Here is a 14,436-nt window from a genome sequence, read left to right on the forward strand (position 1 = left end):
TAAATACACACGCTTAACGATTTATGCAGAGGGTGCTGCAGGCGGCAGTTCTGCACAAAAATGACCTAAGCGGAGGAAAAAAACCATTATATTAGGAGGAAATAACATGTCAGTCATTTCTATGAAGCAATTGCTTGAAGCTGGTGTTCACTTCGGTCACCAAACACGCCGTTGGAACCCAAAAATGAAGCGTTATATTTTCACGGAGCGTAACGGAATCTACATCATTGACCTTCAAAAAACAGTCAAAAAAGTAGAGGAAGCTTACAACTTCACTAAAAATCTTGCTGCTGAAGGCGGAAGAATCCTTTTCGTTGGAACAAAAAAACAAGCTCAAGATTCTGTTAAAGAAGAAGCTCAACGCTCTGGCATGTACTATGTCAACCAACGCTGGTTGGGCGGTACATTAACAAACTTTGAAACAATCCAAAAACGTATTAAACGTCTTAAAGACATTGAAAAAATGCAAGAAAACGGTACGTTTGAAGTACTTCCTAAAAAAGAAGTCGTTCAATTGAAAAAAGAATTAGAGCGTCTTGAAAAATTCCTAGGCGGAATTAAAGAAATGAAGGATCTTCCTGATGCATTATTCATCATCGATCCTCGTAAAGAGCGCATCGCTGTTGCTGAAGCTCGCAAATTAAACATCCCTATCATCGGAATTGTAGATACTAACTGTGATCCTGATGAAATCGATGTTGTAATTCCTGCGAACGATGACGCTATCCGCGCTGTTAAACTTCTAACTTCTAAAATGGCAGATGCAATCTTAGAAGCGAAGCAAGGCGAAGAAGAAGCGGAAGTTGCTGAAGATACTGCACCAGAAACAGAAACAACAACTGCGTAACCTATTCAAAAGGTGATAAGAGGGACTGCCTTTTATCACCTTTTTTCAAGAAAAATGTAATGATACATATCTTGTTTAAACATATAAGGAGGAATACAAATGGCTATTACTGCACAGCAAGTAAAAGAACTGCGTCAAAAAACTGGCGCGGGTATGATGGATTGTAAAAAAGCGTTAACTGAAACTGATGGAGATATGGACAAAGCAATTGACCTTCTTAGAGAAAAAGGAATTGCAAAAGCAGCGAAGAAAGCTGACCGTATCGCAGCAGAAGGTTCAACTCTAATTAAAACTGACGGCAACAAAGGTGTTATTTTAGAAGTAAACTCTGAAACTGATTTCGTTGCGAAAAACGAAGGCTTCATAGAGCTTCTTAACACATTAGCTGACCACCTTCTTGCAAACACTCCTGCAGATGTTGAAGAAGCAATGGGACAAAAAATGGACAACGGATCTACTGTAGAAGAGTACATTACAAGTGCAGTAGCTAAAATCGGTGAGAAAATCACTCTTCGCCGCTTTGCTGTTCTTACAAAAGACGACAGCTCTGCATTCGGTGCTTACCTTCACATGGGCGGACGCATCGGCGTATTAACTGTTCTTAACGGTACAACTGACGAAGAAACTGCAAAAGATATCGCAATGCATGTTGCTGCGGTTAACCCTCGTTACATTTCTCGTGACCAAGTATCAGCAGAAGAAACAGACCATGAGCGTCAAATCTTAACTCAGCAAGCTCTTCAAGAAGGAAAACCTGAAAACATCGTAGCGAAAATGGTTGAAGGCCGTCTGAACAAATTCTTCGAAGAAATTTGTCTTTTAGACCAAGCATTCGTTAAAAACCCAGATGAAAAAGTGAAACAAGTTGTTGCAGCGAAAAACGCAACTGTTGAAACTTTCGTTCGCTATGAAGTTGGAGAAGGTATCGAAAAACGTCAAGAAAACTTTGCTGAAGAAGTAATGAACCAAGTGAAAAAATAATGGTGAAAAGATTTCGCGATCAAGTCGCGTCTTTTCAGGCAGTATAGGGGACACACTTTGTGTTCCCTATTTTTAAAACTATATTTACAAACCTTTTTTTCTCTTGCATAATAGAAAACGGCAATGTTTACACTTGGAGGTTATTATGGAAAAACCAAAATACAAACGTATCGTATTAAAGCTTAGCGGTGAAGCATTGGCAGGGGAACAGGGTAACGGAATTAACCCTACTGTCATTCAATCCATTGCAAAGCAAGTGAAAGAAATCGCTGAGCTTGAAGTCGAAGTGGCTGTTGTAGTAGGCGGCGGCAACTTATGGCGCGGAAAAACAGGAAGTGACCTGGGCATGGACCGTGCAACTGCTGACTATATGGGGATGCTGGCCACAGTGATGAACTCGCTTGCTCTTCAAGACAGCTTAGAAACACTCGGAATCCAGTCCAGAGTGCAAACATCCATTGAAATGAGACAAGTTGCTGAACCATACATCAGAAGAAAAGCGATACGCCACTTAGAGAAAAAACGTGTCGTGATTTTTGCTGCGGGCACAGGGAACCCATACTTCTCAACTGATACGACAGCTGCACTGCGGGCTGCTGAAATTGAAGCAGACGTTATTTTAATGGCTAAAAACAATGTTGACGGTGTGTATAATGCTGACCCTAGAAAAGATGAATCAGCTGTTAAATATGAATCGCTTTCTTACCTTGACGTTTTAAAAGACGGTTTGGAAGTTATGGATTCAACAGCATCATCTTTATGCATGGATAATGACATTCCGCTAATCGTCTTTTCTATTATGGAAGAAGGAAATATTAAACGCGCTGTGACAGGCGAATCAATCGGAACGATCGTGAGGGGGAAATAACGTGTCAAAAGAAGTATTAACACAAACGAAAGAAAAAATGGAAAAAGCAATTGCTGCTTATCAGCGTGAACTGGCTACTGTACGAGCAGGCCGTGCGAACCCATCTTTATTAGATAAAGTAACAGTTGAATATTACGGAGCACAGACACCTTTAAATCAGCTGTCTTCTATTAACGTGCCTGAAGCCCGTATGCTGGTTATAACACCATACGACAAGTCAGCAATCGGAGATATCGAAAAAGCAATTTTAAAAGCGGATTTAGGCTTAACGCCAACGAGTGACGGCAATATGATTCGCATTGCGATTCCTGCGTTAACAGAAGAAAGACGTAAAGAATTAGTCAAAGTTGTAAAAAAATATGCTGAAGACGCGAAAGTGGCTGTGCGAAATGTACGCCGTGATGCGAACGATGATCTCAAAAAACTTGAGAAAAGCGGAGACATCACTGAAGACGAACTGCGTGCTTCCACTGAAGATGTTCAAAAACTGACAGATGAATATGTGTCAAAAATTGACAGTGTCACAAAAGACAAAGAAAAAGAAATCATGGAAGTTTAATGAAAAACTATGTACAATAGATAATAGTGAAAAGACCCTCTCATGTTTACAGGGGGTTTTTTTGTTAATACTGTTGATTACATCGTTATCAGCAGGGAATGCAACCTTTTTGGGTGACGGAGGAATCTCATGCTCAACATACTCAAAAATTGGAAGAACCAGCAAACTGCGGCTTCCAACTTAGAACGCTATACAAAAGAAGACATACTTAAGGGAGAAATTCCCGAACACATCGCCATTATAATGGATGGAAATGGCCGTTGGGCTAAAAAACGCTCTCTTCCCCGAATTGCAGGCCACCATGAAGGAATGAAGGTGGTTAAAAGGACGACAAAGCTTGCTAACGAATTGGGTGTCAAAGTACTGACTTTGTACGCATTTTCAACAGAAAACTGGAAGCGGCCGAAAATGGAAGTTGATTTTTTGATGAAGCTTCCTGAAGAATTTTTAAATACGTATCTCCCGGAGCTTGTTGAGGAGAATGTGCAGGTCCGGATTATAGGAGATGAATCAGCCTTGCCGCCGCACACAATGCGTGCGATTGAAAAGGCTGTAAAGGATACGGCGCAAAATGACGGGTTGATTCTTAATTTTGCTCTCAACTATGGGGGACGTACTGAAATTGTCACTGCCGCAAAAACACTCGCGGAAAAAGTCAAGGAGGGTTCTTTGAATATAGAAGACATTGATGAATCGCTTTTTTCTAAACATTTAATGACTGAATCTTTGCAGGATCCTGAACTTTTAATCCGAACGAGCGGCGAGATTAGACTAAGCAACTTTATGCTTTGGCAGGTTGCCTACAGTGAATTTGTCTTTACTGACGTCCTGTGGCCTGACTTTAAAGAAAATCATTTCTTGCAGGCGTTAGGAGAATATCAGCAACGGGGCCGGAGGTTTGGCGGAATTTAGAGGATGGTGGACATGAAACAAAGAATTTTGACAGGTGTTCTGGCAGCAATTGTATTTTTATTTTTAGTTATTGTCGGGGAATTGCCGTTCACCATATTAGTTTATGCAATGGGCAGTGTAGCGCTTTTTGAGCTTTTGCGGATGAAAAAACTTAAGCTTGTTTCACTGCCGGGATTAATCAGTCTTTTATTATTGTGGATGTTCTTAATGCCAAGCCAGTATTCTTTTTTTGAAGCGATTGGTATCTCGAAAATTGAAGCGGCTTTGTTCGCAGTACTTATTTTATTGACGTACACAGTATTGGTGAAGAACACTTTTACCTTTGATGAAGTCGGCTTTATTACCCTTGCAACGATTTACATCGGAATGTGTTTTCATTATTTTATTGAAATCAGAAACCTTGATCAGCACGGGCTGACATATATCTTTTATGCCTGTGTCGTGATTTGGTCGACTGATTCCGGCGCATATTTTGTCGGGAAGTCGCTTGGTAAACGAAAACTGTGGCCTGAAATCAGCCCTAATAAAACAGTTGAGGGATTTGTTGGCGGAATTGTCATTGCACTTGTACTCTCGACAATTTTTCAGCTTGTCGCAAACCTGCCGATCCCATATTTCTATCTGCTTTTGATCACACTGTTTTTGTCTGTTTTCGGACAGATTGGGGATTTAGTAGAATCCGCTCTGAAAAGACATTACGAGGTAAAGGATTCTGGGAAGATTCTTCCCGGGCATGGCGGGGTGCTAGACCGTTTTGACAGTTTTTTGTTTGTCATGCCTTTCTTGTACTTTCTGCTTGCCCTTTTTTCATAAAAAAGTCTAATATGAATATGAGACTGATTATGCAGCAAAAAGAATAGGAGTAGTGGCACTTTGAAAAATATTTGTCTTTTAGGAGCAACAGGATCAATCGGCGAACAGACTCTTGACGTATTGCGTACGCACCAAGACCAATTTCAGCTGATATCTATGTCGTTCGGCAAAAATATTGATAAGGCCGTGCCGATGATAGAGGCCTTTCAGCCGAAGTTTGTATCTGTCGGTGATCTGGATACATATCACAAATTAAAACAAGTTTCTTTTGCATTTGATTGCCAAATCGGGCTTGGAGAAGAAGGCCTGATTGAAGCGGCCGTTATGGAGGAAGTCGATATTGTTGTCAATGCCTTGCTTGGAAGTGTCGGTCTCATCCCTACATTAAAGGCGATCGAACAGAAAAAAACAATTGCGCTTGCAAATAAGGAAACTCTTGTCACTGCCGGGCATATAGTTAAAGAACATGCTAAGAAATACAATGTTCCGCTGCTGCCCGTTGACAGTGAGCATTCAGCCATTTTTCAAGCGCTACAAGGCGAACAGGCTAAAAACATTGATCGCCTCATCATTACGGCATCCGGCGGAAGTTTTCGGGACAAGACGCGGGAGCAGCTTGAATCAGTTACAATTGAAGATGCATTACAGCACCCGAATTGGTCAATGGGTGCAAAAATCACGATTGATTCGGCTACAATGATGAATAAGGGATTAGAGGTGATTGAGGCGCATTGGCTTTTCGATATTCCGTATGAACAAATCGATGTGGTCTTACATAAGGAGAGTATCATCCATTCCATGGTAGAGTTTCATGACAAAAGTGTGATTGCACAGCTTGGCACTCCGGATATGAGGGTTCCGATTCAATATGCGCTCACCTATCCCGACCGATTGCCATTGCCAGACGCCAAAAGACTCGAGCTGTGGGAAATCGGCAGTCTTCATTTTGAGAAAGCTGACTTTGCCAGGTTCCGCTGCTTACAATTTGCCTTTGAATCAGGTAAAATAGGAGGAACAATGCCGACTGTGCTAAACGCGGCAAATGAAGTGGCTGTCGCCGCCTTTTTAGCCGGCAAGATATCGTTTTTGGCGATTGAAGACTGTATCGAAAAGGCATTAAACCGCCATCAGCTTATTCAAAAGCCTAGCTTGGCAGACATTCAGGAAGTGGACAAAGATACCCGGGGATACGTCAATTCAATACTCACATAAGGTGGTATGTTCGTGAATACAGTTATAGCGTTTATCATTATTTTCGGAACGCTCGTTTTCTTCCATGAACTGGGCCATTTGCTGTTAGCCCAAAGAGCGGGAATTCTGTGCCGTGAATTTGCGATCGGCTTTGGTCCAAAAATCTTTTCGTTCAAAAAAAATGAAACGGTGTATACGATCAGACTTCTTCCGGTCGGCGGATTTGTCCGCATGGCCGGAGAAGATCCGGAAATGATTGAGGTGAAACCTGGCTACACGATCGGGCTTCTTTTTAACAAAGAGGATCAGGTTGAAAAAGTCATCATCAATCAAAAGGAAAAATACCCGGATGCTTTAATCATCGAGGTGGAAACGGCGGACCTAGAGCATGACATGAAGATCACCGGCTATGAACAGGGGAAAGAGGATGAGCTTTCCAGCTTTACTGTGAGTGAAACCTCCTTTTTCATTGTGGACGGAGAAGAAGTGCAGATCGCGCCGTATAACCGCCAATTTGGTTCCAAACCTGTGTGGCAGCGAATTAAGGCGATTGCCGCAGGCCCGATTATGAATTTCATTTTGGCTTATGTTATTTTGGTGATGCTTGGGCTGATTCAGGGTGTTCCGTCAAATGAGCCTATGCTTGGACAGCTGACAGACAACGGACGGGCGGCCGAAGCAGGGCTAAAAGAAGGAGATTACATTCAAAGCATTAACGGAGAGAAGATGAGGTCCTGGACCGATATTGTCTCTGCTGTAAAAGAAAACCCGGATAAAGAAATTGACGTTGAGGTAAAAAGAGATAACAAAACGCTCCATATTTCAGTTACTCCGGAAGCCGTTAAAGACGAGAACAAAAAAACAATCGGCCGCTTTGGTTCATACGCGCCGACTGAGAAAGGCGTTCTCTCAGCAGTTGCTTACGGTGCAACATCAACTGTTGATGTTACAAAAGCGATATTAACGAATCTCAGTAAATTAGTGACAGGACAATTTAAAATTGATATGCTCTCGGGTCCTGTCGGCATATACGATATGACAGACCAAGTGGCAAAGACGGGAATCATTAATTTATTCCAGTTTGCTGCGTTTTTAAGTATTAACCTTGGTATCATCAACCTGCTTCCGATTCCGGCTCTTGACGGTGGAAGACTGTTGTTTCTATTTATAGAAGCGATTCGGGGCAAACCGATCAACAGAGAAAAAGAAGCCTTTGTGGTGTTTATCGGAGTCGCTTTCCTAATGCTTCTTATGCTGGTCGTTACATGGAACGATATCCAGCGGCTGTTTTTGTAAATGAAAAGTAAATCAATCAGAGGTGCGAAGAAATGAGACAAAGCTTGACGCTTATTCCTACGCTCCGTGAAGTACCAGCTGATGCCGAAGCGAAAAGTCATCAGCTTCTTCTAAGAGCAGGATTTATCAGACAGAATACGAGCGGGGTATACAGCTATATGCCTCTTGCGTATAAGGTTATTCAAAACATTCAGCAGATTGTCCGTGAGGAAATGGAAAAAATCGACGCTGTAGAAATGCTTATGCCCGCGCTGCAGCAGGCTGAGACATGGCAGGAATCAGGCAGATGGTATACGTACGGTCCTGAACTTATGAGACTTAAAGATCGTCACGGCCGTGAATTTGCTTTAGGGGCAACGCATGAAGAAGTGATCACTTCACTCGTTCGCGATGAGGTTAAATCCTATAAGCGTCTCCCTCTGACTCTGTACCAAATCCAGTCTAAGTTCAGGGATGAAAAACGCCCGCGCTTCGGTTTATTAAGAGGCCGCGAATTCATTATGAAGGATGCTTATTCTTTCCATGCTTCCGAAGAGAGCTTGGATGAAACATATCAAAAAATGTACAACGCGTATTCTAATGTTTTCGCCCGCTGCGGCATTAATGTAAGACCTGTTATCGCTGACTCAGGTGCCATGGGTGGAAAAGATACACATGAGTTTATGGCGCTTTCTGAAATCGGAGAGGATACCATTGCGTACTCTGATGAATCCCAATATGCGGCCAATATCGAAATGGCTGAAGTTCTTTATCAGGAAGTCCCTTCAAATGAAGAGCCTATCGCTTTAGAAAAAGTGCACACTCCTAATGTGAAAACGATTGATGAGCTGACTGCATTTTTACAGGTTTCGGCTGAAGCCTGCATTAAATCGGTATTGTTTAAAGCGGATGACCGTTTTGTTCTGGTGCTTGTTAGAGGGGATCACGAAGTAAATGATATTAAAGTGAAGAATCTCCTGCATGCAGAGGTTGTGGAACTTGCTTCTCATGAAGAGGTCGTTCAGCAGCTTGGAACAGAGCCAGGCTTTGCCGGACCTATCGGTGTGAATCAAGAGATTGACGTCTATGCAGATGTCGCTGTTAAAGCAATGGTTAATGCTGTTGCCGGTGCGAATGAAGGAGATTATCATTATAAAAATGTCAACGTAAACCGGGATGCGCAAATTAAAGAATTTGCAGATCTTCGTTTTATTAAGGAAGGCGATCCGTCACCAGACGGTAAAGGCACGATCCGTTTTGCAGAAGGAATCGAAGTCGGACAAGTCTTTAAGCTTGGAACTCGTTATTCTGAAGCGATGAATGCGACATATTTAGATGAAAACGGACGAGCGCAGCCAATGCTGATGGGCTGTTACGGAATCGGTGTTTCCAGAACCCTTTCTGCCATTGCTGAACAGCATCACGACGAAAAAGGTTTAATATGGCCAAAAAGCGTGGCGCCGTATGATCTTCATATTCTTGCATTGAATATCAAAAACGATGCGCAAAGAGAATTGGCTGAAAAGCTGTACGCTGATTTAAAAGCGAAAGGCTATGAAGTGCTGTATGACGATCGGGCGGAACGCGCCGGCGTAAAATTTGCTGACTCGGATCTAATCGGTCTTCCAATCCGTATTACTGTCGGCAAACGGGCTGATGAAGGAATTGTAGAGGTTAAAATCCGCAAAACGGGTGAGTCAACAGAAGTTTCTGTTGATGAGTTATCTGCTTTTATCAGCAAGCAGTAAACACCATAACGATTTATCAAAAAACATGTTAAAATAGAAATAATAGAAGGTACCTCATTGCCTGAGGTACCTTCACTTATGATGTTTTTAAGGGGGGAATACTGTCTTAATGGAACAGTTATCAGTAAACAGAAGGCAGTTTCAAATTCTTCTGCAGCAGATTAATATGACAGATGATACCTTCATGACATACTTTGAAGATGGCGAGATTGAAAAGCTGACGATACACAAAGCGTCTAAGTCTTGGCATTTTCATTTTAAATTTAAATCTTTGCTGCCTTATCAAATATATGACATGTTAACCATGAGGCTGACTCAATCGTTTGCCCATATTGCAAAAGTGACGTCCTCAATCGCAGTGCATGATGCCGAGGTTGACGAAGGTCTCGTGCAGGATTATTGGACACGCTGCATTGAAGAGCTGCAAGGCATTTCACCGCCGATTATCAGTCTCTTAAGCCAGCAAAAACCGAAGCTGAAGGGCAACAAACTGATTGTCAAAACAAAAACGGATACAGAAGCATCTGCTCTTAAGAACAAATACAGTGCGATGATTCAAGCGGGATACCGTCAATTTGGGTTTCCAGATTTTCAGCTTGATGCTGAAATATTTGTATCTGATCAAGAAGTACAAAAGTTTCGGGAGCAAAAGCTAGCTGAAGACCAAGAGCGGGCGATGCAGGCGTTAATTGAAATGGAAAAGAAAGATAAAGAAAGTGATGAAGATCAAGTTCCTTCAGGACCCCTTGTCATCGGCTATCAAATTAAAGATAACGAGGAAATCAGAACACTTGACAGCATAATGGACGAGGAACGGAGAATTACGGTTCAGGGTTATGTGTTTGATGTGGAAACCAGAGAACTGAAAAGCGGGCGCACGCTGTGCATCTTTAAAATTACTGACTACACAAATAGTATCTTAATTAAAATGTTTGCAAGAGAAAAAGAAGATGCGGCCCTCATGAAGTCTCTGAAAAAAGGTATGTGGGTAAAAGCGCGCGGAAGCATTCAAAACGACACATTTGTCCGAGATTTGGTCATGATTGCAAACGATGTAAATGAAATAAAAGCAAAAACCCGTGAGGATACGGCGCCTGAAGGAGAAAAAAGGGTAGAGTTGCATCTGCATTCCCCAATGAGCCAAATGGATGCTGTAACAGGCATCGGAAAGCTTGTCGAACAGGCGAAAAAATGGGGGCATGAGGCGATCGCTTTGACTGACCATGCTGTCGTTCAATCCTTCCCAGATGCGTATTCTGCTGCCCAAAAACATGGAATTAAAATGATTTATGGAATGGAAGCAAATATCGTGGATGACGGGGTGCCGATTGCCTATAATCCCGCACACCGTTTGCTTGATGAAGAAACCTATGTTGTTTTTGACGTCGAGACAACCGGACTATCCGCTGTGTACGATACGATTATTGAACTGGCGGCTGTAAAAGTGAAAGGCGGGGAGATCATTGATAAATTTGAGTCATTTGCCAACCCGCATCGTCCGCTTTCAGCGACTATCATTGAACTGACAGGCATCACTGATGATATGCTGGTCGACGCGCCGGATGTAATAGACGTGATAAGAGATTTCAGAGAATGGATTGGCGATGACATTCTCGTTGCCCATAATGCAAGCTTCGATATGGGATTTTTAAACGTTGCTTTCAAAAAGCTTCTCCAAGTCGAGAAAGCAAAAAATCCTGTCATTGATACGCTGGAGCTCGGCCGTTTCCTTTATCCGGAATTTAAGAATCACCGTCTGAACACGCTATGTAAAAAGTTTAACATTGAACTTACACAGCACCACCGTGCGATCTATGATACCGAGGCGACCGCTTATTTGCTTATGAAAATGCTGGAGGATGCTGCTGAAAAGGGTATTCAGTATCATGATCAGCTGAATGAAAATATGGGTCAATCCAACGCTTATCAAAGGTCAAGACCCTATCATGCAACGGTGCTGGCGGTGAACAGCACAGGCTTGAAAAACTTATTTAAGCTCGTTTCACTTTCTCATATTCATTATTTTTACAGAGTGCCGCGTATTCCGAGATCTCAGCTTGAGAAATACAGGGAAGGCCTTCTGATCGGTTCCGCCTGCGACAGAGGAGAGGTTTTTGAAGGCATGATGCAAAAGTCGCCGGAAGAGGTGGAAGATGTTGCGTCATTCTACGATTATCTCGAGGTTCAACCGCCTGAGGTATACCGCCACTTGCTTGAGCTAGAACTGGTTCGCGATGAAAAATCGCTGAAAGAAATCATTACGAATATCACCAAACTCGGTGAAAAGCTTAATAAACCTGTTGTTGCAACAGGAAATGTTCATTATTTGAATGATGAGGACAAAATTTACAGAAAGATTTTAGTATCCTCACAGGGCGGCGCGAATCCGCTGAACAGACATGAACTTCCGAAAGTGCATTTCAGAACGACAGATGAAATGCTTGAAGCTTTTTCCTTCTTAGGGGAAGAAAAAGCGAAGGAAATCGTTGTAACCAACACACAAAAGATTGCATCTTTAATCGAAGACATCAAGCCGATTAAAGATGATCTATATACGCCGAAAATCGAAGGCGCTGATGAAGAGATCAGGGAAATGAGCTATCAGCGTGCACGAAGCATTTACGGAGAGCAGCTCCCTGAAATTGTTGAAGCGCGTATTGAAAAAGAATTAAAAAGTATCATCGGCCACGGCTTTGCTGTTATTTATTTGATCTCTCATAAACTCGTGAAGAGATCTCTAGATGACGGGTATCTGGTAGGATCACGGGGATCGGTAGGTTCTTCTTTAGTTGCGACACTTACTGAGATCACAGAGGTGAACCCGCTGCCGCCGCACTATATATGTTCTGAATGCCAGCATTCTGAGTTCTTTAATGACGGATCTGTCGGCTCAGGTTTTGATCTGCCTGACAAAATGTGTCCTCATTGCAAAACGCCTTTGAAAAAAGATGGGCACGATATTCCGTTTGAAACGTTCCTGGGATTTAAAGGAGATAAAGTACCTGATATCGATTTGAACTTCTCTGGGGAATATCAGCCGCAGGCCCACAATTATACAAAAGTATTGTTCGGAGAAGACAACGTATATCGTGCCGGAACGATCGGTACGGTTGCAGAAAAAACAGCCTACGGTTATGTAAAAGGCTATGCCGGCGACAATAATCTCCATATGCGCGGCGCCGAAATCGACCGGCTTGTGCAGGGCTGTACAGGTGTAAAACGGACGACCGGACAGCACCCTGGCGGTATTATCGTAGTTCCTGATTATATGGATATTTATGATTTCTCTCCGATTCAGTTTCCGGCAGATGCGACAGGTTCTGAATGGAAAACGACGCATTTTGACTTCCATTCCATTCATGACAACCTGCTGAAGCTTGATATTCTGGGGCACGATGATCCGACGGTAATCCGTATGCTCCAAGATTTAAGCGGCATTGATCCGAAAACGATTCCGACGGATGACCCTGAAGTAATGAAAATCTTCCAAGGAACCGAATCACTCGGTGTCACTCAGGAACAGATAGGATGTAAAACGGGCACCTTGGGAATCCCTGAATTCGGAACCCGCTTTGTCCGGCAAATGCTTGAAGACACAAAGCCGACAACCTTTTCTGAGCTCGTTCAGATTTCAGGGCTGTCTCATGGAACAGATGTATGGCTCGGCAATGCGCAAGAACTCATTCACAATAATATTTGTGAGCTGAGTGAGGTGATCGGCTGCCGTGATGACATTATGGTTTATTTAATCTATCAAGGCCTCGAGCCGTCACTAGCGTTTAAAATCATGGAATTTGTGCGTAAAGGAAAAGGTTTAACGCCTGAATGGGAAGAAGAAATGAAAAATAACAATGTCCCAGACTGGTATATCGATTCCTGCAAAAAGATTAAATACATGTTCCCGAAAGCCCACGCCGCGGCTTATGTATTAATGGCAGTCCGCATTGCTTACTTTAAAGTGCATCACGCACTACTGTATTATGCGGCTTATTTTACCGTTCGTGCAGACGACTTTGATATCGATACGATGATCAAAGGCTCCACAGCAATCAAAGCTGTAATGGAGGATATCAACTCCAAAGGGCTTGATGCGTCACCGAAGGAAAAAAACCTTCTCACAGTATTAGAGTTAGCGCTGGAAATGTGTGAAAGAGGCTATTCGTTCCAAAAAGTCGATTTATATCGCTCCAGTGCAACGGAATTTATTATTGACGGCAACAGCCTGATCCCGCCGTTTAATTCTATTCCTGGTTTAGGTACGAACGCCGCTCTAAATATTGTAAAGGCCCGTGAAGAAGGAGAATTTCTCTCAAAAGAAGATTTGCAAAAGAGAGGGAAAGTATCAAAAACGATTTTAGAGTATTTAGATCGTCACGGCTGTTTGGAGTCATTGCCGGATCAAAACCAATTATCGCTGTTTTAGCATATAAAAGCAGAATTTCTTAAGAAATTCTGCTTTTATGCATACATGTGCGGCAAAAGTGCAATCGTATGATGAGAGCCCCTGTGATCAGCTTAACAGCGTAAAGGTAAACGTATATCCATTTGCAATAAAAATATGGTTATGGTATAGTTTTATTGGAAATGCTAACGATTACCGAGGCAAAGAGTGGGGAAACCCGCTCTTTTGTATTGAACAAGACAATTTTGTCTCGACATGTTCATCGTTTACTTTAAAGCCCCTGCTCTTTTGAAGCAGGGTTTTTATGCAGAGTGACGAGACGAATATGATATCGACAGCACAAGGAGGAAGAACATGAGCAAAAAAGTGACTGACACCGTTCAAGAAATGGCTCAGCCAATCGTAGACAGCCTTCAGCTTGAACTCGTTGACATTGAATTCGTCAAAGAGGGTCAAAGCTGGTTCCTTCGCGTGTTTATTGATTCCGATGACGGTGTGGATATTGAGGAATGTGCCAAAGTAAGCGAAGCTCTAAGCGAGAAGCTTGATGAGGCAGACCCAATCAGCCAAAATTACTTTCTTGAGGTTTCATCCCCGGGAGCTGAGCGTCCATTAAAGAAAAAAGCCGATTTTGAAAAATCACTAGGGAAAAATGTATACATTAAGACCTATGAGCCGATTGACGGCGTAAAAGTGTTTGAAGGAGAGCTGGCTGAATTTGATGGACAAACAGTGACAGTTGAGATGACAATCAAAACAAGAAAGAAACGGATCGATATTCCGTATGAAAAAATAGCTAACGCAAGATTAGCTGTAACATTCTAATGAATATAAGTTTTA

At 42.5% G+C, this 14,436-nt stretch carries 11 protein-coding genes; all 11 read left to right on the plus strand.

Annotated elements, in window-relative coordinates; translation table 11 throughout:
- Positions 1 to 106 precede the first annotated feature (106 nt).
- The 11 genes from rpsB (at position 107) to rimP (ending at position 14,421) form a co-directional block, all read left to right on the plus strand.
- Positions 107 to 847: a 30S ribosomal protein S2 gene (gene rpsB / locus HC660_RS08940; protein WP_010334272.1), complete on the plus strand. Its 741-nt coding sequence runs from the start codon at positions 107 to 109 to the stop codon at positions 845 to 847.
- A gap of 99 nt (positions 848 to 946) precedes the next feature.
- Positions 947 to 1,828 (plus strand): translation elongation factor Ts, encoded by an 882-nt coding sequence (gene tsf / locus HC660_RS08945; RefSeq protein WP_029441263.1) that lies wholly within the window; start codon positions 947 to 949, stop codon positions 1,826 to 1,828.
- Positions 1,829 to 1,973: 145 nt separating this feature from the next.
- The gene (pyrH, locus tag HC660_RS08950; RefSeq protein ID WP_010334275.1) at positions 1,974 to 2,696 is read left to right on the plus strand and encodes a UMP kinase; all 723 of its coding nucleotides are present in this window, start codon (positions 1,974 to 1,976) and stop codon (positions 2,694 to 2,696) included.
- Between the two features lies 1 nt (position 2,697).
- The gene (frr, locus tag HC660_RS08955) at positions 2,698 to 3,255 is read left to right on the plus strand and encodes a ribosome recycling factor (protein ID WP_010334276.1); all 558 of its coding nucleotides are present in this window, start codon (positions 2,698 to 2,700) and stop codon (positions 3,253 to 3,255) included.
- A 129-nt stretch (positions 3,256 to 3,384) separates the two neighbouring features.
- Entirely contained in the window at positions 3,385 to 4,167 is a 783-nt protein-coding gene (locus HC660_RS08960) for an undecaprenyl pyrophosphate synthase (protein ID WP_029441264.1), read from the plus strand.
- Positions 4,168 to 4,170: 3 nt separating this feature from the next.
- The gene (gene cdsA / locus HC660_RS08965; protein ID WP_168747846.1) at positions 4,171 to 4,980 is read left to right on the plus strand and encodes a phosphatidate cytidylyltransferase; all 810 of its coding nucleotides are present in this window, start codon (positions 4,171 to 4,173) and stop codon (positions 4,978 to 4,980) included.
- 60 nt (positions 4,981 to 5,040) lie between these two features.
- Positions 5,041 to 6,192: a 1-deoxy-D-xylulose-5-phosphate reductoisomerase gene (dxr, locus tag HC660_RS08970; protein WP_010334278.1), complete on the plus strand. Its 1,152-nt coding sequence runs from the start codon at positions 5,041 to 5,043 to the stop codon at positions 6,190 to 6,192.
- Between the two features lie 6 nt (positions 6,193 to 6,198).
- Entirely contained in the window at positions 6,199 to 7,467 is a 1,269-nt protein-coding gene (rseP, locus tag HC660_RS08975) for an RIP metalloprotease RseP (protein WP_168747848.1), read from the plus strand.
- 32 nt (positions 7,468 to 7,499) lie between these two features.
- Positions 7,500 to 9,194: a proline--tRNA ligase gene (gene proS / locus HC660_RS08980; protein ID WP_168747849.1), complete on the plus strand. Its 1,695-nt coding sequence runs from the start codon at positions 7,500 to 7,502 to the stop codon at positions 9,192 to 9,194.
- A gap of 109 nt (positions 9,195 to 9,303) precedes the next feature.
- Positions 9,304 to 13,617 (plus strand): PolC-type DNA polymerase III, encoded by a 4,314-nt coding sequence (locus tag HC660_RS08985; RefSeq protein ID WP_168747851.1) that lies wholly within the window; start codon positions 9,304 to 9,306, stop codon positions 13,615 to 13,617.
- Positions 13,618 to 13,950: 333 nt separating this feature from the next.
- On the plus strand, positions 13,951 to 14,421 hold the full coding sequence (gene rimP / locus HC660_RS08990; protein ID WP_010334281.1) for a ribosome maturation factor RimP: 471 nt from the start codon (positions 13,951 to 13,953) through the stop codon (positions 14,419 to 14,421).
- The last annotated feature ends 15 nt before the right edge of the window (positions 14,422 to 14,436 follow it).

Source organism: Bacillus mojavensis (genome assembly GCF_012648005.1).
Classification (GTDB): Bacteria; Bacillota; Bacilli; order Bacillales; family Bacillaceae; genus Bacillus; species Bacillus mojavensis.